Source organism: Bacillus sp. R86525 (genome assembly GCF_042466195.1).
In the GTDB taxonomy this organism is placed as follows: Bacteria; Bacillota; Bacilli; order Bacillales; family Bacillaceae_G; genus Bacillus_A; species Bacillus_A nitratireducens.
Window position 1 is genome coordinate 162,564 of record NZ_JAXHPX010000006.1, and the last position, 25,591, is coordinate 188,154.

A 25,591-nucleotide genomic window follows, 5' to 3' on the forward strand; every position below is an offset into this window, starting at 1 on the left:
TAGGGAAAGAAGGAAGTTTAACCTCCTTCTTTACTCCATATTTCCTAAAGTAGCTGCCATAACCGCTTTAATTGTATGCATTCTATTTTCTGCTTGATCAAATACTTTTGAATACTTGCTGCGAAATACTTCGTCACTTACTTCCATTTCTTTTATTCCATATTTTTCATAAATTTCTTCTCCATATAACGTTTCTACATTATGGAATGCAGGTAAACAATGTAAGAACATAACATTTTCATTTCCAGTCGCTTTAATCATGTGCATATTTACTTGATATGGTTTCAATAATGTAATGCGTTCAGCAAATTTATCTTCTTCCCCCATGGATACCCATACATCTGTATAAATTACATCCGCCCCTGCAACAGCCTCTTCAACATTGCTTGTTACCTTTACTTGATTATTATATTTTTGGGCCATATCAATCACTTCTTGTGCTGGCCATAAAGATTCCGGTGTACAAATACGAACTTCCATTCCAACAATTGCTCCACCAACTAGTAAACTATTAGCGACATTATTTCGTCCATCTCCAACATAAACGAGCTTAACGCCTTTTAAATGTCCTATATGTTCTTTTATAGTTAATAAATCTGCAAGTGTTTGTGTTGGATGCCACATGTCTGTTAAACCATTCCATACCGGTACACCTGAATTTTCAGCTAAAATTTCTACTGTTGCATGATCAAAACCACGGAACTCAATTCCATCAAACATTCGCCCTAGAACTTTTGCTGTATCTTCAACAGATTCTTTTTTTCCAAGCTGAATATCACCTTTCCCTAAATATTCAGGGTTGGCGCCTAAATCTGTACAAGCTACTGTAAATGCACATCGCGTACGAGTTGAAGTTTTTTCAAATAAAAGTGCTACATTTTTGCCTTCTAAATAACGATGTGGAATACCATTTTTCTTTTTCTCTTTTAATTCTGCTGCTAAGTCTAGAAAATATAATAAATCTTCTTCTGTAAAATCTTTTTCAGCAAGAAAGCTTTTTCCTTTTAAGTTCGGTCTAGTCATTAACATGATTCATCCCTACTTTCTCCATTATTTATACTAAATATCTTTTCGAACAATCGGCATACTCATGCAACGTGGACCCCCACGACCACGAGATAATTCCGAACTGAGTACCTCAATAACTTCTATACCATGCTCACGTAATAAAGCATTGGATACATAATTACGATCATATGTAACAACTACTCCTGGTGCAATTGCCAATGTATTAGACCCATCATTCCATTGTTCACGAGCAGAAGCGATTACATCACCTCCTCCACAAGGGATAAGTACCAATTCACTTAATCCTAATACTTCTTTTAAAGTATCCATTAAAGAAGTACGATGTGTAATTTTAAGAGTTTCTTCATCCGATCCTTTTTCTAAAATATAAATGTTCATATTTCCTTTGGGTCCTTGGATAGCTGGATGAATTGTAAATTTATCGTAATCGACCATTGTAAATACTGTATCTAAATGCATAAACGCTCGACATTTTGGAAGTTCTATGGCCACTACTTTCTTAATTTTATTTTGACGACTAAATAAATTTTTAGCTAAGCGCTCAATTGCTTTAGCTGAAGTACGAGCAGATACGCCAATTGCAATTGTTTCCGCATTCAAGATTAATTCATCGCCACCTTCAATTGGAAAATTGTAATCACGATCTAACCAAACTGGCACATTATGATTTGCAAAACGTGGATGATGTTTAATGATATATTCCATAAACAATGATTCCCGTCTACGTGCTGGTTCTCTCATTTTATTAATCGTTAAGCCGTCCCCTATAGTAGCTGCTGGATCACGGGTAAAATATAAATTTGGCATTGGATCTAAATAAAATGGGTAATGGTCTTCCATTAACTCATATAAATGTGCTTTCTTACTCGCTTCAATTTCGTTTTTCCGCACACCGCCCATAATTTTTTGAATCAATTCTTCATTTGAAAAGGAAAGTAAATATTCTTTTAAAGTTTGATGTGCAACATTTACATCAGCATGTCCTTCTTTTAAAATACGATCAACAAATTCTTCTCGAAGCTTTTTACCAACTAACGCCTCCGCTGCTAGTTTTTCTAAATAAAGAACTTCAACACCCCGATTGCGTAATGTTTGTGCAAAATAGTCATGTTCTTTTTGAATAATTGGTAAAAATGGAATATCATCAAATAATAACTGCTGTAAATAATCTGGCGTTAAGTTTTCTACTTCTTTACCAGGGCGTTTTAATAAAACCGTTTGTAATTCTCCAATTTCTGAAGTAACATGTATCGGATGTTTCATTTGCTGTACCTCCTTTTAAATTTTTTGATGCCTTTCAAGTACATAATAAACTGTACAAACCTCTCCATTTTTGAAAACGCTAACATTTTCTAGTGAAATATTTCACAAAATATTTTTTAAAATAATTTAATCTTGTATTTTTATGAACTCTTTTATCACAATGATCGCTAAAATTCTATACATTACGTATATATGATGTATAATGACCTCTTAATTAATATTAGATAAAAAAACTGTGTCTAATTCCAATTAGACACAGTTTTTTTATCTACATAATTAATTTCAATCTCTCTTCTAAAACCTTCCTATCAGATTGTGATTTTGAAATTACAAGACATGTATCATTTCCACAAATACATCCTACTTTTTCTTTCCACTCTAAAGAATCTAATAAAACACCTATAACATGAGCATTACCCGGTAAAGTTTTAATAATCGTTAATTGATTTACATAATCAATCTTCACGACAACTTCTCCTAACTTTTTCTTTAACATCATATCAGTTTGTAAACTATTTTCTGTGAAAACCTTGTATATAGTTAATCCATTTGAAGTGATTGTCTTTATTAAATTTAATTCATGAATATCCCGCGAAATAGTAGCTTGTGTTACTACTACCCCTTGTTCTTCTAACAATTCTACTAATTTCTCTTGTGTATCTATTTCATACTCTCTCACCAATTGTTTAATTAGCCTTTTTCTTTTTTCTTTTTTCATAAAAGACGCCCCTTATATCATTATAGCTTTATTATATCTTGCTATAAATTTCATTCGAAAGAGACAAAGGAGAATATTGCGGAAACGTTCATAGTTTTGAGTGCTTTACGTCTCTCTATATAACAACAATTTTAAATTTCTGCATTTTTATCATATTCTAGAATACGGGGTATCACCACATCGCCATCAAGCTAAAATTTTATAGTACCCCCAGAACAAAATTTTGTTCTAACTTGTAAAAAAAAAGCTCATTTTTCGTTTTGGGATAATTCTGAATTCTTAAGTTGATGGGCATGTATAGTGACCCCTAATGGGTAAAATTTTACTTTCGATTTTTGAAAAATTTATAGCTAATTTTGTAATAAATTTCTCAATATAGATATAATTATCAATTATGGTTTTAATATAAAAATTAACAAAAAAATGAAGTATTATAAAAATATGATGGTTATTCCCTTTGTTTACTCCTTGTGCTAAAGATAAGATTGTGTTCCCGATCTTATCTTTTTTCTTTGTAGATTTTTGATACAAAAAAAAGAATCCTTATAACAAGGATTCTGCAACAGGAAAGAACAAATATATAGTAATAAAAAGAATTTCTTGTATCATAGAACAAGTATCTGAAGTTGATATGTAGTGTATCTAGAGTCTATGTAAATTTAGAGATTTTCTAATAAAATGTTTTTTTACATCTAATTAGGATATTAGCATAATTTATCAAATTATAGGTAAATTTGCAAATATTTTTTCGAGTTAATATAAACTGAAACAAAAACCAATTATCTGCATAGGTAATTGGTTTTTGTTTATTGTAAGTTAGTTATTTAATAAAAAACAATACATGGGTATGAAATGAATATTATGACTCATTTTTACAGGTATCTCGTTTAGACACATTTATCCATTTGGTATATTTTGTATTATCTCCCTTTTTCGAGGGATGGGCTAAAACGCCAACATTCAAAAATATTGTAGAATTTATGACAATTAACGATGGATTTATTAATTCGTATATATCTTTTTATTTTAAATATGACATTACTAAAAAAATATATATATTTCAAAGGGTATATATATATAAAAACATAAAAAAACTAGTCACTATTATCTTATAGTGGGTAATTAATCGTAATATTGCGTATTTTCTGACGTTTATATATTCTAATAGGGGGTATCTTTTTCCATCCCTCGAAAAAGGAGAATAAGAAAGAATCTAGTCAATATCTATTGCTATTTCCTTTATAAAAATAGTAATTGTAACAGACTTATTCTAGAATCTCTCTTTAAAAAATAAGAAAAGGAGAAGTTCAAGTGAAAAAAACTTTAGTTACAGGATTATTGGTTACAGCAATATTAGCAAGTCCTTCCAATTATGTAAATGCTTACGCGGAGAAGGTGCAGTCTAACTCAGAGTCAACATATGTACAAAATGTCAAAAATGCGAATACATTATCACATTCGATTAGAACGTTAGGTTCACAATCACCTTTAGCGCAAGCATATGGATTAATTATTTTACAGCAACCAACCATTAAAGGGACTGGTATGAGCAGCTTAACGAATCACCAAGAATTTGTAAAAAATCATGTTCGCGAATGGTTAGATGAATATAATCCTAAGTTAGTTGATTTAAATCAAGATATGCAGCGTTTTAGTACAAGATTCAATGGTTATTATGGTACATTATATGATTTAGCGGAAACGGTAAATACAGATGCGGAAACAAAAGTGAGTTTTGTAAATGCTTTTAATAGACTACAACAGGACGTACAAACTATCCAAGATAATATGAACCAAACCTTATTGCAGCTAAATCGTTTTAATGATTTATTGCTTCAAGATAACAAAGGGTTTTCTGAAAAAGCAAAAATAGAAATTCAATCCTTAGAGGGGTCAGATGGAACTGTTACACAGCTAAGAGCTGATATTAAAAGACTTCAAGAAGAGATACTGGTAGAACTCGCAAAAATTTTAAATAGACCAAATGAAGTTCGTAATGGCGTTATAAATATTGGGAAGCAAGTCTTTACGATTGCGGGCGGAGCAGCTCAGACTCAAACTATAGATTTTATCTCTATTTCATCTCTTGGTGGTGGAATTTTAGATCTTTTCGACAGCCAAACAGCTGCTTCTGCTAGGATCATTGAGCAGAAACAAAAAGAATTACTACCACTAATTCAGCAGTTAGCAGAAACCCAAATTCAAGTGACTGAAATGACTTTTATTGAGGATCAAATGAATGGGTTTACTGAGATGATTAAGAGGCAAATTACTACTTTTGAATATTTGATGAATGATTGGAAAGCGCTAAATGATACAATGATCCAAATCCAACTCAATCTGAGTGCAGGGGCACACATGGATAGTCTTGGATTGCAAAATCAATTAATTCAGCTCAAAGAATTCAGTGATGAACTGTATTTGCAAACAAAAAAGTATGAAAATTTCATTACAAATGTAACAATAAATTAAGTTTAAGCAAAGAGTGGAATATGACTATACTGAAAGTTAAAGGAGAAGACAAAAATGACAAAAAAGCCTTATAAAGTAATGGCTTTATCCGCATTAATAACGGTAATGGCAGCAGGTAGTATCATGCCAACATATGCTTCTGCAGCGGAAAGCACGGCAAAATCAACTCCTATTCACGCTAAAACAGGTACAACGGACGATTACCCGGATTATTCATTAGGACCAGAGGGTCTTAAAGAGGCAATAACAAATACAGGGTCAAATGCTTTAGTAATGGACCTTTATGCTTTAACAATCATTAAACAAGCAAATGCTGATTTCAATGGGCTCAATTCAATTGATACATCTTTACGAACGAAAATAATTAATGATCAAAATATTGCCAGAATAAATGCAGGGCAATGGTTAGATAAACTTAAACCGCAAATGATTTCAACGAATCAAAATATTATTAATTATAATACTAAATTTCAAAATTACTATAATACGTTAACAGCAGCTGTAAACAATAAGGACAAGGAAACATTATCAAATGGACTTACAAGGCTAAATAATGATGTTGTAGCAAATAAGGCGGAAGTTGACGAATTATTAGGAGAACTGCGAGAATTCCGAAATAAAATGGCAACAGATACGCAAAACTTTAAACAAGATGCAAATCAAATAACGTCTATTTTAGCAAGTCAAGATGCTGGAATTCCGCTGTTGCAAAATCAACTCACAACGTATCATGCTACAATTGCTGAATATAATAAACTGCTTATTGCCTCAGCAGTTGCAACAGCTCTAGGCCCACTTGCTATTATAGGCGGAGCAGTTCTAATTGGTACTGGTTTAGGAGCTAAACTAGGAGTGGTGTTCATTGTAGGTGGTTTAGGAGCAACAGCAGGAGGTATAGCGGGAATTGTTATAGCAAAGCAAGAGATGGATAAGGCTCAGGAAGAGATTAAGAATATAACAGGACAAATAACCCAGGCTCAATTAGAAGTAGCTGGTTTAACCAATCTAAAAGAGCAAACTGAATCCTTAACAGAGACTATTGATATAGCAATTACTGCACTACAAAATCTTTCAACCAAATGGGATGTAGTTGGATCAAAATATAAATCTTTACTTAAAAATATTGCAGTTATGGACCCTAACGATCTATTTTTCATACAAGAGGATCTCGATGTGGCTAAAGATAGTTGGAAAGAAGTTAGAGATACTGCTGTAAATCTTTATGAAACTGATATTAAATTAGTAGATACAGAATAATCAATTGATTTTATGTGATAAGGGTTCCCTGTTCAAACTTGAGCAGGGAACTTCCTTAATGCTCACTAAAAGATACGAATTTTTAAAAAGCGTAGGTGGGATAATATGAATAAGAAATTGTACAAGAAATTTTTATTATCAATGATGATTGCTGGAATGGCAACAAGTAATATAGTACCACCTCATACTTTCGCGGCAGAACAAAAAGTCCATACAACTATATCGCAAGAAACCATTCATAATTATTCACTTGGTCCTGAGGGCTTTCAAGATGTACTAGTACCAGCAATGTCTAATGTACTTGTTATGAATTCATATGCCAAAACAATACGTAATCAACAAGAGACAGACCTTAGTGGTATAAGTTCCCTTAATAGTGATTTACGAGCAAACATGTTGAAGCACCAGGACGATGCAAAAAAAAATGCGACCTATTGGTTAGATAATCTTAAACCACGTATTATGAATACGAATCAAAACATTGTAAATTATAATGATACATTTCAAACACACTATAGTATTTTACTAGATGCAATAGATCAAAAAGATACTGAAAAATTGAAAACTGAGCTCGAAAAATTGTATGAAAGTATATTGACTAATAAAAGTGAAGTTAACGAGCTATTGGAACAGCTGAAAACTTTCCGAAATAAAATGACAGCAGATACGCAAAACTTTAAACAAGATACAAATCAATTAACGACTATTTTAGCTAGTACAACTGCAGGTATTCCATATTTAGAAGAGCGAATTAATGGGTATAATGAGTCTATCAAAAAAAGCAATGATCAAATTATTGCAGGTTCAGTACTTTGCGCGACGTTAATAACGTGTATCATTGGTGGACCGCTGATTGCAACAGCAAAAAAAAATATTGCATCTGCTGAGCGAGAAATAGAAATTTTAAAAGCACAAATTTCTGGGGCACAAACAGAAATGGCTATTATAACTGATGCAAAAGATAAGACTACGAATATGGCGGAAACAATTGACACAGCTATTACTTCTATACAGGAAATGTCTAATAGTTGGGATACTGTAGCAGCAAAATATAATAATTTAGTAAAAAATATCACATTTATTACCCCAGAAGAATTTGATTTTATAAAAGCAGATCTTAATACAGCAAAAGATAGCTGGCAAGATCTTAAGAATTATGCTGATAAATTATATGAAGCGGTGGTAATTGCGGAGAAAGAAGAGCAGGATCTTATGGATCGACTTCGTCCGTCAAGTGTTCAATATTTCTACAAACCGATATACAATGCTTATACATTTGAAATAAAAACGGGAGCAAATGCACCAAATGCGTCTTATAAAGTTGTGAATTTAACAAAACGGATTACGCATAATATGTGGAGCGGAGGAGCAAATGCAAGCATGTGGGTTGACCAGCTTCCATTAAACTTAAAAGACCAATATGCGGTAATAGCAACGGTCAATGGAATGGAGTATGTCGTATATAAAGAAGTAGGAGAAAACATTCCTGGAGCTAATTTGAATGGTACCTATCAACTATTTTCTGCGTTAAATAATAGTAGCGTTATAGATATGGATCGATCAACGAATAATGTTACCTTATGGAGCAATAACGGCGGTAATCATCAAAAATGGAAGTTAGTATATGATTCAAATAAAAAGGCCTATCAAATTAAAAGTGGAACAAATGAAAATTTAATATTAGCTTGGAATGACTATCAAGGTTCTAACAATGTTTTTGCTACACCTAACCAATACTATGAAGAGCATTATTGGATAGTTGAAGATGCAGGAAATGGATATTTTTATTTGAAAAATAAGAAAAACTCTAGGTATTTAGATGTAACTGGTTCTGGTACTAAAGATGGAACAAATGTTATAGTATATCCATTTACAGCTAGTAATAATCAAAAATTTAAATTACAGAGACTAAATTAAATTATAAGATTCTGGTAGAAAAAAATTTCATCTTGAATTTCAATTGTTGTAAAATAGGGCATCTCTCCTGCTTCGGAAAGATGCCTCTTTTCTATTCTAACGAATGTTGGGGTACACCCCATATCCATCAACTTAAGAATTTTCTTTACCCCCAAGTGTTAAAAAAACGCCATCCTTTCTTATGATTCTACAGAAAGAATAACGTATTTTTTTCATTTTGAGGATATTTCTTTTTATTAGCTTGATAGCGATGGGGTGGTCCCTCCTTTTACAAAAAAAGAAAAGAGAATTAAGTGAATATAAGGCAATTGGAATAATTCAAGATCATTTATATCTGTTGTATCAAGCTATACAACAAAACACCCAAGAAATAACAAAGATTCTAATTCTTCTGTTCCACCTCCTACAGAAGAATGGACGGAAATCTCATCGATATGAGAAGAAAACAGTCTTTGATATTATGGGTGTTGTTTATGAGTATAGTGGATTAAAAAAACAAAAGAAAGTTGCATAATTTTAAAAAATGATACCTATTTAGGTTTATTTGGTATGCTCATTTTTAAGGACACAAAATATTTTAAGAGTTTTTTAGCTTATATGAACGAAAGTTCATTTTATTTTCGTTCTTAAGTTGATGGGCAGGTAAAGTGACCCCTATGAGGAAATTACTGATAATTTCTGAGAATAGAATTCATATTAACAGAAGGTGCAGTATTCAATCAAGATACTACACCTTTAAAATGTGAGAAATAAAAAACAGATTACCCTTTATTAGAAAATATTCATCCAAACTTAATGATATCTTCTAATGTTGGTAAGGATTGAATAGCTCCGTAATTTGTACACGTAATTGCTCCAACTTTGTTAGCAAATGCAACGAATGTACAAAGTTTTTCAAAGTTAAAGTCAAATAGATTTTCTTCTTTAGAAAGTTGATAAAGCATTGCACCTACGAACGCATCTCCTGCACCAGTTGAATCTACCTGTTTCACAGTAATAGAAGGAATAATAGCAGCCCCTTCACTAGTTGCAAGAAGTGTACCTTGTTTTCCAAGTGTAATCGCAACTACCATTGCGCCTTTTGCAAGTAAAAACTGTGCAGCTTTATTCATATTTGTTTCTTTAGAAAGCATGATCGCTTCCTCTTCACTTACTTTTACGAAATGGGCTTGTGCAATGAAAGTTAAGCAATTCTCACAAAATTGCTGTTTATCTGTAATTAATGCATCACGATAGTTTGGATCAAAAGAAATAAAGTGGTTTTGTTCTTTTGCATATTGTAGCAGCTGAAAATAAGTTTCTTTTAAATGCCCAGGTAACAAAGCTGTCGCTGACCCAAAATGAATGATATCATGCTTGTGCATTTTAGAAAGATCAATTTTATGAAACTGATATTCTCCATCAGCGCCACGCATAAAAGTAAAGTCACGTTCACCATGTTGATCAATAGAGACAAAAGCTAATGTCGTTTGGTTTTCTTTTATAAGCATAGAAGTATCGACACAGTTTTCTTGCAATGTTTTTTCTAGAAATTCTCCAAAAGGGTCGTTTCCGACTTGTCCAATGAATGAAGCCTTTCCGCCTAATTTTGTAATTGCTGCAGCAACATTCGCGGGGGCTCCGCCAGCTTTTTTTTCAAAGTGTACTCCATCTGCTAATGGTACATGTGTATTACAACAAATAAAATCAATTAATAATTCACCGATGCAAAATACTTGTTTCATTCCAATCCTCTCCCAAGTTTGTATTGTGTGATATGAAATTCCATCTTTTCATCTGAGAAAAGAGAGATGTTGTACCCTATATCTTTACGAGGGAATACTCGTGATGTAAACACAGTTTCTCCGTCACATAGGAAGATTTCAACAATGCTTTGATCTACGAAAATACGCATTTCCATTGTATCTTGGATCGGAATTTGTTTACAGCGTTTGTAACCATATTCTCCTCCAAAGCGGTGATGAAAGCTTCCGCGCTCAATAGAAACGATCCCTTGATCGCGCTGAAAAGTAATCGAAAATGACTCTTCATGATAATGGAATAAGGAAATACCAAAAACATTTGCCTTTTCAGATTGTAATCGTACTTCTAATTCGTAGGAGTGTTCTTTGAAAAGGTCAGTTAATACATATGTTTCATTCTGTAAACAACCTGACACTGTTTTAGAAGATGTACGTAATTTTTTTAATTCACAAATAGGACGTTGTTTTAACACGTTATTTTCAAGAGTTAACTCGCGTGGAATCGTCAAACAATGTGCCCACATAAAATCATCTGAAGGATACGTAATTTCACTTGATCCCGCCCACGCAAACATAATGCGGCGTCCAGCGGGATCTTGCAATGTTTGCGGTGCGTAAAAATCAAACCCTTTATCTAACTCATAATAAGAATCAACGTGGAAGTATAAATTTTCTAAATCTAATGTCCCAATGGCGTAAATAACATTATAAACATTTTGATAGCTATCCTTTGTTGCTTGAATACCTTGCGGAGAAAAAATAAGAATATCTTTTCCATCTAAATGAAAATAGTCCGGACACTCCCACATAAAGCCGAAATCTTTTAAATTTGTTTGTAGTTCTCCTTGTAACTTCCAATCATACAAGTCTTCTGATTTATAGATAAGAAGTGTACCTGTTTCGTTTTCCCGTTGTGCGCCGAGCAACATATAATAAAAATCATCAAAATTCCAAATTTTAGGATCACGAACATGTCCCGTATATCCAGCAGGAACACTCCGAATAATTGGATTATATTCTGCTTTTTCAACCTCATATTGTTTATTCATAAAAGCAACACATTGATTAGCGTCACGCGAGCCATCGGTATGTTTTACATTTCCTGTATAAAACAAGTGAAGTATATCATCTTTTACGAAAGCTCCTCCAGAATACGCACCGTGGGATTCATAACTTTCAGTAGGAGTAATTGCCACAGGCATACGTTCCCAGTGAATCAAGTCTTTAGATTTTACATGCGCCCAATGTTTCATTCCATGAATAGGAGCAAATGGGTACCACTGATAAAACACGTGATACTCATTATTATAATAAGATACACCATTTGGATCATTCATTAATCCATATGGCGGATGAATGTGATAAGTGGGCTTCCAAGAGTCTTGATTTGCAATTTTCTCTAGCGAAGTCAATTCACACCCTTTTGCCTCTCGTATTGTTCTATATTTATCCATAGGGAGTTCACCTCAAAACATTAGTTCTTTTCTTTATATAGAAGCATTGTTGCAATAAACGCTGTAATAATAGCAATAGCAAACCCAATTACATAATGAACTACATTCATCATTCCTAACGGGGCCACAATCGTAAGCATCGGAATCCCTGTTAAGCCATAGGCATTTGCCACAACATTCGTAAACACAACGTATGCCCCGCCTAAAGCTCCGCCAATCCCTGCGGCAATAAAAGGTTTTCCTAGCTTTAAATTCACACCAAAGATTGCAGGTTCTGTAATTCCTAAGAAAGCTGAAACAGCAGAAGGAATTGCAATACTTTTTGTTTTTGCATTTTTTGTTTTAAAATAAACTGCTAAAGCTGCCCCGCCTTGTGCAACATTTGCCATAGACCATATCGGTAGTAAAAAGTTTACACCAATATCTTTATTTGCAAGTAACCCGGCTTCAATAGCGTGGAAACTATGGTGCAGACCTGTTAAAACGATAGTCGAATATAGCCCGCCAAAAATAAATCCAGCAATTGGCCCAGCAACTTCATATACATTATTTAAAATGTACGTAATACCATCACCAAATTTATAACCGATCGGACCGATAATAATTAATGATAGAAAACCTGTAATCATAACAGTTAAAAAAGGTGTAATTAATAAATCTAAAGAATTTGGTACATGTTTTCGTAACTTTTTTTCTATTAAACTCATTACATATACACATAATAAAACAGGAAGAACTGTTCCTTGGTAGCCAATCATATCAATGTCCATACCAAGAAAATGTAATACTGTCGGTTTGGCATTCGCAAGTGTCCAAGGATTCGTTAATGCAGGGTGAGTTAAAATACCCCCGATTACTGCTCCTAAGAAAATATTACCGCCAAACTCTTTTGCAGCACTAACACCAAGTAAAATCGGTAAAATAATAAACGCTGTACTTGAAAATATATCAAGCAATTGAATGAGAGCATGATCAGTCGGTACTAATTTAAACGCCTTCAACATCCCGAGTAAGCCCATTAATAAACCGCTGGCAACAATGGCCGGAATGATTGGCACGAAAATATTTGATAATACTTTTGCTAACCGAGCAATCGGATTCATTTTTTTCTTTACAGCTTCTGTATGTGTTTGAGGATCGATTTCAGATAAGCCGATAAGATTTGCAAATTGTTCATATACTTTGTTAACAATTCCCGTTCCAAAAATAATTTGATACTGCTCACCTGTAGAAAAAGCACCTTTCACGCCTTCTATGTTTTCAATTTCTGTTTGTGTTACTTTTGATTCATCTTTTAAAACAAGACGAAGACGTGTTGCACAATGAGTTGCACTTATAACATTTTCTTTTCCGCCGATATGCTGTAATACACTAGCGGCAGTCTCTTTCATATCCATTCAAATTCCCCCTAATTCATTTTTACGGAACCGGTTCCGTAGATGGTTAAAATAAAAGACAGGTATTTCATATACAAAAGAAATCCTGTCTTCATTTTTCAAAACACGGAACCGGTTCTACAAAGAATTATAAAACGCTTTCACATTTTGTCAATACTTTCTCGAATTTTTAATGCATATCTTGAACTTACTATTTTTGGAATATCTTGATTTCCAACTAACTGTATGATAGATGTAGCAGCAACCGTTCCAGCGTAATGGTAATCAAATGAAACAGTTGTTAAACTAGGATGAATCATTTCAGAAATATCATAACCTCCAAATCCTGTAACAGAAATATCTGCTGGTACAGAAAGGTTGCTTTCATGAATGACCTTTATTGCACCAATAGCAATGTTATCTGTTGCACAAACAATAATAGTAGGACGGTTATTTTCCAAAATACATGCTACTTGCTCTATTGCATCTTTGACATGAAAAGTTGTTTCATAATACGTAACATTGCACGATGGAGCGAAAGTTTGAACTGCCTTTTGAAAACCTTGTTTTCTCTTAACCCCAACTGAGACATCTTCTTCCGTTACGCCTAAATAAGCAATATGACGGTGACCTTGTGATAAAATGTATGATCCTAATTCAAACGCTGCCTCAAAATCATTGTGAATGAGACAATAATGACCTTCGTATTGTTGACCAACGAATAAAACAGGAATTTTTAATGTATTCAAAATTTTATTATGTTGCTCTGTTAATTTTGTTGTTAATAAAATAATCCCAGCTACTTTTTGTTTTGCAAAGTTTTGAATTGCTTCAATCTCTATTTTTTGCCTTTGATTTGCGTTTGCAACAAGCATTTGATAACCCTGATCACGAAGTGAATTGTCTATTCCAATAAGAGTTTTTGTCGTAGCAAAAGAGTCTAAACGCGGAACGATAACTCCAATTAAATTTGTTGTTTTTGCTTTTAAACTTCTCGCGAATGTATTAGGAGAAAAATTTGTTTCTTGAATAATCGCTTCAATTTTTTCTCTTGTTTTATCACTAACATACCCACCATTCAAATAACGAGAAACGGTACTTTTTGCGACACCTGCTAATTTAGCAATGTCTGATATATTTTTTGCCATTATTTTCTCCTCTTTAATTAAATTAATGAATGTATGAAACTGTTGCATACTATTCATTCATATTAACTCATACGAGACAAATTTTCATTTGTTATTACTTATTTTGGGTATTTTCAAAACTGAAAATGTGTTGTTATTTTACAATTCCCACTACATATTTTTAGTAAAAGTATATATAAGGGGTCACCATACATCGCTATCAAGCTAAGAAATACAAATACCCCCAAAGCGAGAAAATTGACATCTTCATGTGGAAATGTACAATTTTTTGTTTTTGGGGGTTATAAAATTCTTAAGTTGATGGATGTGTGGCGAGACCTCAATACCAACTATGTTTTATTTGATACAGTCTGAAAGCCCCGCATCATCTTTATATTATGTAGCCTTGGCAGATATCCATAGCAGGAGGGAGATTCAATCAACGATTCGCACTAGTTGTAAAATGAAGGAATGAAGTTTATCAGAATTTTCCATCAATATATTAGGTATGCCTCTTCTTATATCCTCTTTTTCATTTGATTAAACAAACGTTTGTTTAAAACAGAATAGATATAGAAATTATCTTGGATGGCCCCTCATCCCCTATATTGTCTTCACATTTTAATTGGAAAAGTTCTCACGGGATTTTTAAAAAGTCTTTAAAATTAGTTGTATTATAATTTTTGCATTGAATCTGTTAACTTTGAATACCCTCTAATAATAGTGTAACGTTTTTTCTTAAGTAACTCCGCCTCAATAGATTCCTCATTTTATTAAAAAAAGCCAAGATATTTTATCCCAGCTTCTTTTAGTAAAATCAATTTATTTTATAACATACTTCGATCCCTATTTTACTTCATTGGCAACAAAGAAATGCTCACATACACTTGAAATACGCTTTAAGTCCACATTCCCACCTGAAATAACTGCTACTACCTTTTTACCATGTACATATTTATCAACTTTTCCAGCAAGAAGAGCAGCTGTGGCTAACGCTCCAGCACCTTCTACGACAGCTTTTCCACGTTGCAGTAAGTCTTTCATCGCTACTTCTAATTCTTCTTCCGATACAGTTACAACGTCATCTACTAATTCTTTCACAATTTCAAAAGTTAAATTCCCTGGTATTTTAACTGCACAACCATCTGCTATAGTTGGGGCTTTATAATGTGATACAATTTCTCCGGCATCGTAAGAAGCTTTCATCCCGTGTACATTTTCAGCTTGAACTCCAATAATATTAATGGAAGGATTAAATGATTTCAGTGCAACAGAAATCCCAGAAATAATACCTCCCCCACCAACAGGCACAATTACAGTATCAACATCCCACATATCATCCAAAATATCTAAACCAATTGTCCCTTGACCAGCCATTACCTCTACATCATCATATGGATGTAGGTATGTTTCGCCTGTTTCTTGTATAATTTCTTCACATTTTGCTTTTGCATCATCAAAGGTATCACCATATAAAATAACCTCAGAACCATATCCTCTCGTCGCATCCACTTTAGCTTGCGGTGCAGAGGTCGGCATCACAATTTTGCTTTTAATTTTGAGTAAATGAGAAGATAATGCAACACCTTGTGCATGATTTCCAGCTGAACAAGCGATCACACCACGTTCTTTTTCTTCATTTGTTAGTTGGGAAATTTTATTAAATGCACCACGAAATTTGAATGACCCTGTTAACTGCATGTTTTCTAACTTCAAATAAATTTCTCCACCGGTTTTACTGGTTAAATAGAAAGATTTAACCAAAGGCGTTTTTCTAGCATTTCCATCTAAAATTTTTTGTGCTTTTTTTATATTCCCAATGTTCAGTGGTAAAATCTCATTACTCATATTAACACTTCTTTCAATGGCTTATAATCTAATTCTAGTGTTGTACCTAAATTCTCATAAGTTATTGTACCCTTGTAAATATTTATCCCCGTCACCAAAGCCGGTTTATTTTGGATTGCATTCTCTAATCCATTTTTAGCTATTTCTAGTAAATACTCAATATTTCCATTTGCTAAGGCCATGGTAGAAGTACGTGGAGTAGCACCAGGCATATTTGGTACTGCATAATGAATTACATCATGTTTAACAAATATAGGATTATCATGAGTTGTATAATGATCGACTGTCTCTACTGTACCACCCTGATCTATTGCAATATCCACAATAACACTTCCAGGCTTCATGGATTGAACCATATATTCTTTTACAATTTTCGGTGGTTTAGATCCTGGTATTAAGATTGTTGAAATAAATAAGTCAGCTATTTGTATATGTTTTTCTAAGTTTTGAGTATTAGATTCAATAACTTCAACAGGATCATTTATATATCTCTCTTTTAAATATGTTATTTGTGTTTGGTTCAGTTCTAAGATAGTTACACTACACCCAATTCCAATAGCCATATCACATGCATTAATCGCAGCATTTCCTCCACCTAAAATGACTACATTTCCGGCAGGGATTCCCTCAATACCTGGTAATAAAATCCCTTCTCCTTGATGTTGTTTTTCTAAATAATATGCTCCCATAAATACTGCACGACGACCAGCAATCGCACTCATAGGCTTTAATAGCGTCAAAATACCATCTTCACTAATTGTTTCTCCTGCAATTGCAGTAGTTCCTGCGTTTCTCATCGCCTCCACACATTCTTTAGAGGCAGCTAAATGTAAAAACCCCCAGACTATAAGGTCTTTTTTAAAGTAATGATACTCTTCAGGTAATGGTTCTTTTACTTTTACTACCATATCAACTTCCCAAGCTTCTCCTTGTGCTACCAAATTTGCTCCTGCATTTATATATTCATCATTTGTATATCCAGAACCTACACCGGCATCTTTTTCTACTAAGATTTGGTGCCCTCCTCCAACTAACTTCCGAACATTTTCAGGGGTCATTCCTACACGTGCTTCTCCTTTTTTTATCTCTTTTACTACTCCAATTCTCATTTCTAGCACATCCTTTTACAAACGATTTGATTTACATAGACTTACCTGCGAGTGAAAATAGGTAATGGCTGAATACACCAAACTTATTATGTCCATTTATACTATTCTTATCGCCTGTTTGCCCTTATAAGATAGAAACATTCAAAATCACATGAATTCATATCTGTTTGTAATTATTTTCATTCATTATAAATTTTTAAAACAATATTAATGTAGCTTCCTTTTATATAAAAATACTCCTTAGGTAAAAATCAGATTAAAACAAGAAATAATATTCTATACAAGGTAGGAGATACTATCTAATTATCAACAGAAAAAGCTTAAATTTATTACAAATTGTGTTTATTTGTTTATAACAGGAGTGATTGTTTTGTCAAAACAACAATTAAAAAAAGAAATTGGCTTCTTTGCTGCTCTAACTACTGTTATTGGTACTGTAATCGGAGCTGGAGTTTTCTTCAAACCGACTGCAGTATATGGTGTTACTGGAACAGCAAGTTTAGGGCTACTTGCATGGGTAATAGGTGGAATATTAACCATTTGTGCAGGTTTAACAGCAGCTGAACTATCTGCTGCTATTCCTGAAACGGGTGGAATGATGGCATATCTAAAACGGACTTATGGTAGCTTAACTGCTTTCCTTCTTGGATGGGCACAAACTGTCATATACTTCCCTGCAAATATTGCAGCACTTGCTATTATTTTCGGGACCCAAACTGTTAGTTTGTTTGGACTAAATGCTAATGATAACAAAATGATGATTGTAGGAATCGCAGTCGGTATTGCAACCTTTGTAACCCTTATGAACTTTTTAGGTGCGAAAGCAGCTGGAGGCATTCAGATGGTCTCCACCATATGTAAACTACTTCCTTTAGCCCTTATTATTATTTTCGGTTTGCTACACAAAGGGGATGTACCTTTTCAATTGTTCCCAATTGAAGCTGGAGCAAATAAACCTTTTATATCTGCTCTTGGTTCTGGTTTACTAGCAACAATGTTTGCCTATGATGGATGGATTCACGTTGGGAATATTGCTGGAGAAATGAAAAATCCTAAAAAAGATTTACCTAAAGCAATCGTATCGGGATTATCAATTGTTATGGTCGTTTATTTATTAATTAATATTGCATTTCTAATGGTGATGTCTGCAACAGCACTTGCAGGAACTGATACTCCTGCATCCGAGGTAGCAACGATTATTTTTGGTACTTTAGGTGGAAAATTAGTTAGTATAGGTATCTTAATCTCTGTATTTGGAACAATTAATGGATATATTATGACGGGGATGCGAATTCCTTATGCAATGGCAATAGAAAATAAATTACCTTTTAGCAAATGGTTTGCTACATTATCTAATAGAAGCATCCCTTATAATTCTGGGGTATTTATCCTATTTATTTCTGTTATTATGATGCTCGTAGGTGGGTTTAATACATTAACAGATATGTTAGTGTTTGTTATATGGATTTTCTATACCATGACTTTTTTAGCTGTTTTTATTTTGCGTAAAAGAGAACCTGAGCTCCTACGTCCTTACAAAGTACCTCTATATCCATTTATACCGACGATAGCTTTAGTAGGTGGATTATTTATTGTTTTTAACACCCTGTTTACTCAACCGTTACTAGCATTGTATGGAATAGGATTAACTGCTTTAGGTCTCCCTATTTACTTTATAATGCGTGATAAGCACATCAATATACAGAAAGAAAAGGCGTGATCCATTTATCATTTTAGCCAATTGATCTCCCTCCTCAAAAAACGTGAAGGATATATCTCCGTGAGTAGGAGGGAGATCAATTGGGCTTTTTTCGTTAGCAAAAAAATGTGGTGTTTCGGTTCATACAATAAACATCATGCGCTGGGTTCATGAACTATCAAATGTGAAAAAGAAAAAATAAACACGTACAACTGTCTTAGAAATTGGATAAGACCTATAAGAATCAAAGGAAAATGGCGTTACCTAAATCGTACGATTGATAAATAGGGTTACACATTGGATAATTAACTCCGTAAAAAACATTGCTTTTATGGTTGGGATTCATCTTGAATCGAGAGATTCACAAGAAAACGTCATCCTTTCTAATCTAGCTTTTTTAGAAAGAAAAACGTTTTTTTGTACTTAAGGGTATTAAAATTTCTTAAGTTGATGGGCATGGGCCATTTCATCTAATGGATTAAAAACTACAAATTAGACAAAAATAGCCACAGTCTATTGATAAATAGGCTGTGGCTATTTTGAGTAATCTCCAAAAGAAGTAATCGTTGCCGTGCTCCTTATATAGCTAACAGATAAATTGTAATTATTTGTAAAAATAATTACAATTTATCTTAATTTCAGGAATATATCATAATATTCCTATTAAAAATCAAGAGATTTTAATACATCTATGTGTTACTTTGTATTAAAAATTACATTTCATTATAGTAAATACTAGTTATTAATGTATACATTTTATAAAATTGCCTAAAATTGTGTCATTATATACTATGAAGCTATGAGTTATATGTTTTCCGTACCATTAAATTCGTTATATCGTATGTTTAGGTGAGCATAACATTTACCGTTTTGGATGATGAAGAAAATCTAAAGCTAGTCTTTGTATTTTCAGCATCTACTAATGGAATCTCTGTCTATTGCATATTTATTTTTGCAATACCTTCTTTATGAAAAATCTTATAAGAATAGGAGCTATACCATGAAAAAAAATAAAAATATAAAAAAAGAATAGCCGCTACGTCTTCTATTATTACTTTAGCTACATCATTTGCATTCACATCACCTGAATTAGCAAATGCAGATTCCATTAATATTAATAGTTTTGAAAAGCAACAGCATTCTATAGTCCCTGAATATGTTATACCTGAACGTGAAGATGTTAAAGGGTTTGAAGATTATCTCACAGAAACAGATACGTTATTATCAACTTTACAAGGTCTTACCAATTGGAATGTAAAGAAAATCACTGCTTACCAATTTATATATTCTAAATTTCCTAGTTATTCTGTTGAAGTAGTTCCAAATACAAAAAAAGATGAATTACTTTCTCCTGAATTTGTAGGAACGAGTGAATTATCCCATACTGGGGGAACAAATGAACAAACATTATATTCATCATCGTTTTCTAAAGCAATTACATCTACAGTGACCTCTACTACCACTCACGGTGGAAAAGTAGGATCAAAAGCTGGCGGAAAACTTAAGCTCCCTCTTGTTGCAGAAGGATCTGTAGAATTAACTGCAGAGTATAATTTTGCACAAGCAGGTTCTAAGACTGATACAGAAACTATAACATATACGGTCCCTGCACAACCTGTAAAACTTAAGCCTAATGAAAAAGCAGTAGTAACCGCAACTTTAAAGATGATGGAAAGTACAGGAGATGTAAAACTTCGTACAGCATACAGTGGAGAAATAAACACAAATTATATAAATTATGCAGACCAAAAGATGGAACATAGTGAATTAATGGGCAATTGGGTAAAAACGCTATTAGCTCAAAGAGAAAATCAAGGATTAAATGGGGTTCTAGATTATTCTCGAACAGAGCCAAATGTTGCATACCAAGATGGTAAAGGAACATATCAAGCGAAATATGGATCTAAAATGACTATAGAAGTAAATATTTTACCCAAAAATACAAAAACTGCAGATAGCACACCAATTAGGAGTTACTCATATGAAGTAACTCCAGAAATCATAGAAAATAATTAGTCTTTTTAGAGAGTGTTGCAAAATTGTTTTAGTACAAGAATTGAACTTACCCCTATCTCTCCTCTAATCGAGCTTGAGGTGGGGTGTTCTAGTGTTTCTGTCGAAACAAAAACCTTCCTCTCGATAAATTTTTTGTTTTATCCTGGTTAACATACTGTATAAGCAGAGCTATAGGTTTTTGCTTCTTCAGGTGTATCTTTATCACGTGGGTGAACATAGAATTTACCTTTTGCTGTACCAACTCTCTCTAGGTCATTACTATTTCGAGATAACCCATCTAAACATTGATTTAGCGAGTCTATACACTCCATTAAATATCCTTCAACTCTGAGCGGGACCCCTAATACAATTACTGTACCAGAGCTCCTTTCAGTATTTCAAACTATAAACGATTTTTCCACGCCACTTGTTAATTCAATACTGACATAACTTCTTATCTTTTCAGTTTTATAATTCAAATACTTTTATTCTTGTAGATACTGTATAGCATGTTTTGTCTTTTCTAATTGCTCCACTGTGAATTCATATTGCGAAGAAGAGTATGTAAAGAAGACAACATCGATTACTAATAGTTGAGCAAATCGAGAACTTGTTGCTGCACTACGAATTTCCGCTTCAGGTGCACGTGCTGTAAATAAAGATACATCTGCTAAATCAGAAATTTGACTATTCCCTAAACGAGAAAGACTAATTGTTTTCAGCCCAAGCTCTTTTGCTGTTTTCATTAGTTCTATTACATCTCTTGTTTCTCCACTATAAGAAATTCCCCAAAATAATGCATTTCCTGATTGAGTAGCCATCGCTACTGCTAACAAATGGCGATCTGAAATTGCATAAGCTTTTTTACCTAGACGAATCCATTTCTGCGCTACATCCTCTGCAATAAGAAAAGACGCCCCTATTCCATAAATATAAATAACTTCTGTAACTCTTAGAAATCCAACTGCTTCTTCAATAGACTTTGTTTCTAATTGCCCGACTGTATCATGAAGAGTTTGAACTGTATTAGATAACGTCTTATCAATAATTGATTGCACTTTTTCATTAGGTTCAATATCAAAATATCCTACATGATGTATATGCTCTACTTCAGCGTATAGACGCGCTTTCAAATCTGGAAAACCAGTTACTCCTAATGATCGACAAAAGCGAACAACAGCCGCACTACTTGTTTCTGCTTCTTTTGCTAATTTATGTATTGTCATCTGGGTTACTTCTTTTTTGTGAGAAAGAATATATTCTCCTATCTTTTTCTCTGAGACAGGTAACCCATCTAAAACTAATTCTATTTGTGTTCGAATACTATGTATCGCCAATTATTTCAGCTTCTTTCTATTTATACTTTTCCTCTTGAACTTTAGCGTTTCGCTTCCTTTATAAAAAATTTATACCGTTTTTCGCGGACGTTCATACTCCCACCTCAAATTTCGGCGAAGAAGTTAAGTGGAGATAATGAAGAACCTCCATTGACTAAAGATTGACTTTATCTATTACTTGTACCTAAATTATTAACAACTTTCTATGTTTATTATATAAAAAAAGTACGACTATCCAAAGGATTAATCGTACTTTCACAAAATTCCGCACTATTATTCTTGTTCCACCATTGCTTCTTTTGGTACACCAAAGAAATATGTGAGAATAAATCCAGCAGCATACCCAGCAAATAATCCAATGACATAGTTCAACCATGCTCCATTTGAAATTAATGGAACTAAAGCCATACCCGATGGTCCAATTGCAATTGCTCCAACTTGACCCAATAAACCAATAACTGCTCCGCCAATACCTCCGCCAATGCAAGCGGTAATAAACGGACGTCCTAGTGGTAATGTCACACCATAAATAAGCGGTTCACCAATCCCGAGGATACCAACTGGAAGCGCACCTTTTATCATATTTGTTAATGACTTATTCTTTTTACAGCGAACCCATAACGCAATTGCTGCTCCAACTTGCCCGGCACCTGCCATTGAAAGAATGGGAAGTAATTGTGTCGCACCTGTTGAATTAATCATTTCAATATGAATTGGTATTAATACTTGATGTAGACCTAACATAACAAGTGGTAAAAACGCCGCTCCAAGCACAAACCCTGAGAATACACTACCATGTACTAATACCCAGTTAATTGCACCAATTAAATTATTTGATATAAACCCAGCGAATGGCATGATTAAGAAAATTGTAATCAATCCTACTACTAGCAATACAATTGTTGGTGTTACAATAATATCTATTGCATCAGGAACAAATTTACGTAATTGCTTTTCAACAATTGATAAAATCCAAACAGCTAATAGAACTCCAAGTACCCCACCTTGGCCTGGTGATAATGGCTCACCGTTGAATATATTGTTTATTTGAAGGTCAGCTGTTACTCCCGTTAAAAGGGTTACACCACCGATGACCCCACCAAGAGATGGTGTTGCTCCAAATTCTTTTGCCGCATTAATCCCTACATAAATAACCAAATAACTAAATATTGCATTTTTAATAACATTAAAAATAGTTACATACTCCTGCCAAGTAGCACTGTCTAAATTCCCTGCAGTAATATTATTTGACAAAATCGATGCAATACCCGCGATTAAACCGGCTCCAACAAAAGCCGGAATTAAAGGGATGAATATATTCCCGATTTTTCTTAGAAATGTTTTAAAAGGTGTATTATTTTTTTTCTTTTGTTCAGCCTTCATTTCTGCACCTTTAGCTTGTAGATCTTCAGCGGAAGGTGTTGTTGAGCTAACAGACTTTTCTTTCCCTTGTGCTAAAACAATATCGAACTGTTCAGCTACTTTTGTAACAACACCTGGCCCAAGAATAATTTGATAGGTTTCATCATCAACAACTCCAAGAACTCCGTTAATTTTTTTTACAGTTTCTTCTTTAATGTGGTCTCGATTTACCGGTGTTATCCGAAGACGTGTCATACAATTTGTATAAGATGATACATTATTACTTCCACCAATAGCTTCTAATATTTCTGATGCAATATTATGATATTTACTCATGATAAACACCTCGCTCGTTTTTGGTTATTTAACTGCTTGACGAATAAAACCTTGAGTCTCTTTTAATCGCTGTATAGCTTCTTCTTTGGAAAAACCTGCTAAGATCATTACAATTGCAATCTTAGGTTTATTATCAGCCTTTGATAAATATAATTCAGCTGTTTCATAGTCACAAGACGTAGCTTCCATTACAATATGTTTTGCACGTTCTACAAGCTTTTCGTTTGTTAATTGTAAGTCTACCATTAAATTTCCATATACCTTTCCTAACCCAACCATAGATGCTGTTGAAAGCATATTACATATTAATTTTTGAGATGTTCCCGCTTTCAATCGAGTAGACCCAGTTAATACCTCAGGTCCATTATTAACTTCAATCGCAATATTTGCTTCTCTTCCAATTGCCGAACCTTTGTTACAACTTACTGCCACTGTTTGTGTTCCAATAGAATTCGCATACTCTAAACCACCAATCACATAGGGAGTACGTCCACTAGCAGCAATTCCTACTACAATGTCTTTATTTGTTAGATTGATGTCCTTTAGATCTTGAATTCCCAATCCCTTATTGTCTTCTGCACCTTCTACTGCTTTAATGAACGCTTTCTTGCCACCAGCAATTAATCCAATCACCTCTTCAGACTCTGTACCAAAAGTTGGCGGACATTCAACAGCATCTAGTAAACCAATGCGCCCGCTTGTTCCAGCACCAATATAAATTAAACGGCCACCTTTTCTTTTTGCTTCTACAATTGCCTCTACTGCTTTTGCGATTTGTGGAATTGCTAATCTTACTCCGGCTGCTACTTTTGCATCCTCATCGTTCATTACTTTAAGAAATTCTATTGTTGACATTTCATCTAAGTTCATCGTTTTTTCATTACGAGTTTCTGTTGTTAAATTTTCTAACATATATACCACCCTTTTTTATCGGAATTTTTTATTTGTATCATTTCGCGAAAACGTTTTCTTAATTACAAATATAGAATAGCATTTATGAAATAAAGTTTCAACATTTTTATATTTTTTATGAAATTAAATTTCGGAATTGAACACAGCTATAATATTCCAAACAAAAAAATGTGGATTTATCATGCTATATAGTAAATCATCAGTTTCTAACGCTGATTAATAAATTATTCTCCTAATAATGAGGCAATTTACATTGGGGACTCTATATACGATATGCAATGTGCAAAAAGTGCTAGTGTAAAATTCGCACTCGCTTTATGGGGTTCAAAGACAAAGGAAGGTTTTGAAAAAGCTGACTATGTATTAAATACACCAAAAGATATTTTGGTGTATTTAACCAGGCTCAATTCTAATAAAAAAATTAAATTACTCATTCAAAAGCTATGCTTAACGTACAAAATTCTTGTCTTGTTGGTGCTATCTTTTTGGTAAAGTTTTTTTAATATTCTTGGTTTTTTAAAACATAAAAACACCTTAACTCTTGGCAACTTTATGCTTCTTATTAAAAATTCCCGGCAAGTTTACGGGTTACTAATTAACTTACGGCCAATTTATAGGTAAAGTGACATGGAGAAATT

At 33.5% G+C, this 25,591-nt stretch carries 18 protein-coding genes and 3 pseudogenes; 8 read left to right on the forward strand and 13 right to left on the reverse strand.

What is annotated here, in order from left to right; all coding sequences use genetic code 11:
- Positions 1-30 precede the first annotated feature (30 nt).
- From argF to argR, 3 genes are all read right to left on the reverse strand, one after another.
- Positions 31-1,029 (reverse strand): ornithine carbamoyltransferase, encoded by a 999-nt coding sequence (gene argF, locus SJY24_RS01845; RefSeq protein WP_377863544.1) that lies wholly within the window; start codon positions 1,027-1,029, stop codon positions 31-33.
- A 30-nt stretch (positions 1,030-1,059) separates the two neighbouring features.
- Positions 1,060-2,292 (reverse strand): arginine deiminase, encoded by a 1,233-nt coding sequence (gene arcA / locus SJY24_RS01850; protein ID WP_377863546.1) that lies wholly within the window; start codon positions 2,290-2,292, stop codon positions 1,060-1,062.
- A gap of 268 nt (positions 2,293-2,560) precedes the next feature.
- Positions 2,561-3,010, reverse strand: coding sequence for an arginine repressor (argR, locus tag SJY24_RS01855; protein ID WP_377863547.1), 450 nt, complete (start codon positions 3,008-3,010; stop codon positions 2,561-2,563).
- Positions 3,011-4,321: 1,311 nt separating this feature from the next.
- Here argR and nheA point away from each other — a divergent pair.
- The 5 genes and pseudogenes from nheA to SJY24_RS01880 form a co-directional block, all read left to right on the forward strand.
- Positions 4,322-5,482: a non-hemolytic enterotoxin subunit A gene (nheA, locus tag SJY24_RS01860; protein WP_377863548.1), complete on the forward strand. Its 1,161-nt coding sequence runs from the start codon at positions 4,322-4,324 to the stop codon at positions 5,480-5,482.
- Between the two features lie 54 nt (positions 5,483-5,536).
- The gene (nheB, locus tag SJY24_RS01865) at positions 5,537-6,739 is read left to right on the forward strand and encodes a non-hemolytic enterotoxin subunit B (protein WP_377863549.1); all 1,203 of its coding nucleotides are present in this window, start codon (positions 5,537-5,539) and stop codon (positions 6,737-6,739) included.
- Between the two features lie 105 nt (positions 6,740-6,844).
- A pseudogene (nheC, locus tag SJY24_RS01870) lies at positions 6,845-7,921 on the forward strand (non-hemolytic enterotoxin subunit C); the annotation flags it as partial.
- Positions 7,922-8,290: 369 nt separating this feature from the next.
- A complete protein-coding gene (locus SJY24_RS01875; RefSeq protein WP_232357494.1) occupies positions 8,291-8,656 on the forward strand; it encodes an RICIN domain-containing protein in 366 nt (121 codons plus the stop codon).
- 214 nt (positions 8,657-8,870) lie between these two features.
- Positions 8,871-9,170, forward strand: a pseudogene (locus SJY24_RS01880) (IS4 family transposase); the annotation flags it as partial.
- A 268-nt stretch (positions 9,171-9,438) separates the two neighbouring features.
- On the opposite strand, the gene SJY24_RS01885 reads toward SJY24_RS01880, so the two are convergent.
- The 6 genes from SJY24_RS01885 to ald form a co-directional block, all read right to left on the reverse strand.
- Positions 9,439-10,380 carry a carbohydrate kinase family protein gene (locus tag SJY24_RS01885; protein ID WP_002090121.1) on the reverse strand — a complete coding sequence of 314 codons (942 nt, stop codon included), beginning with the start codon at positions 10,378-10,380 and terminating at the stop codon, positions 9,439-9,441.
- Complete coding sequence (locus tag SJY24_RS01890; RefSeq protein WP_377863550.1) at positions 10,377-11,852, reverse strand: glycoside hydrolase family 32 protein; 1,476 nt, start codon at positions 11,850-11,852, stop codon at positions 10,377-10,379. Before SJY24_RS01890 ends, SJY24_RS01885 begins: the two co-directional genes overlap by 4 nt.
- Positions 11,853-11,872: 20 nt before the next feature.
- Positions 11,873-13,249 carry a sucrose-specific PTS transporter subunit IIBC gene (locus SJY24_RS01895; protein WP_377863551.1) on the reverse strand — a complete coding sequence of 459 codons (1,377 nt, stop codon included), beginning with the start codon at positions 13,247-13,249 and terminating at the stop codon, positions 11,873-11,875.
- Between the two features lie 140 nt (positions 13,250-13,389).
- Positions 13,390-14,376 carry a LacI family DNA-binding transcriptional regulator gene (locus SJY24_RS01900; RefSeq protein ID WP_377863552.1) on the reverse strand — a complete coding sequence of 329 codons (987 nt, stop codon included), beginning with the start codon at positions 14,374-14,376 and terminating at the stop codon, positions 13,390-13,392.
- 825 nt (positions 14,377-15,201) lie between these two features.
- Entirely contained in the window at positions 15,202-16,203 is a 1,002-nt protein-coding gene (tdcB, locus tag SJY24_RS01905) for a bifunctional threonine ammonia-lyase/L-serine ammonia-lyase TdcB (RefSeq protein WP_377863553.1), read from the reverse strand.
- Complete coding sequence (gene ald / locus SJY24_RS01910; RefSeq protein WP_377863554.1) at positions 16,200-17,312, reverse strand: alanine dehydrogenase; 1,113 nt, start codon at positions 17,310-17,312, stop codon at positions 16,200-16,202. Before ald ends, tdcB begins: the two co-directional genes overlap by 4 nt.
- A 370-nt stretch (positions 17,313-17,682) precedes the next feature.
- On the opposite strand from ald, the gene SJY24_RS01915 reads away from it, so the two are divergent.
- Positions 17,683-19,032 (forward strand): APC family permease, encoded by a 1,350-nt coding sequence (locus tag SJY24_RS01915; RefSeq protein WP_377863555.1) that lies wholly within the window; start codon positions 17,683-17,685, stop codon positions 19,030-19,032.
- A gap of 1,260 nt (positions 19,033-20,292) precedes the next feature.
- The gene (locus tag SJY24_RS01920; protein WP_377863634.1) at positions 20,293-21,027 is read left to right on the forward strand and encodes an ETX/MTX2 family pore-forming toxin; all 735 of its coding nucleotides are present in this window, start codon (positions 20,293-20,295) and stop codon (positions 21,025-21,027) included.
- Positions 21,028-21,173: 146 nt separating this feature from the next.
- Here the strand turns inward: SJY24_RS01920 and SJY24_RS01925 are convergent, their stop codons facing one another.
- From SJY24_RS01925 to murQ, 4 genes are all read right to left on the reverse strand, one after another.
- The gene (locus SJY24_RS01925) at positions 21,174-21,338 is read right to left on the reverse strand and encodes a hypothetical protein (protein ID WP_175495702.1); all 165 of its coding nucleotides are present in this window, start codon (positions 21,336-21,338) and stop codon (positions 21,174-21,176) included.
- A gap of 153 nt (positions 21,339-21,491) precedes the next feature.
- Complete coding sequence (locus SJY24_RS01930; RefSeq protein WP_377863556.1) at positions 21,492-22,343, reverse strand: MurR/RpiR family transcriptional regulator; 852 nt, start codon at positions 22,341-22,343, stop codon at positions 21,492-21,494.
- A 273-nt stretch (positions 22,344-22,616) separates the two neighbouring features.
- Positions 22,617-24,041 carry a PTS transporter subunit EIIC gene (locus SJY24_RS01935; RefSeq protein ID WP_377863557.1) on the reverse strand — a complete coding sequence of 475 codons (1,425 nt, stop codon included), beginning with the start codon at positions 24,039-24,041 and terminating at the stop codon, positions 22,617-22,619.
- A gap of 24 nt (positions 24,042-24,065) precedes the next feature.
- Entirely contained in the window at positions 24,066-24,953 is an 888-nt protein-coding gene (gene murQ / locus SJY24_RS01940; RefSeq protein ID WP_377863558.1) for an N-acetylmuramic acid 6-phosphate etherase, read from the reverse strand.
- A gap of 231 nt (positions 24,954-25,184) precedes the next feature.
- Here murQ and SJY24_RS01945 point away from each other — a divergent pair.
- Positions 25,185-25,445, forward strand: a pseudogene (locus SJY24_RS01945) (HAD family hydrolase); the annotation flags it as partial.
- Positions 25,446-25,591 lie beyond the last annotated feature (146 nt).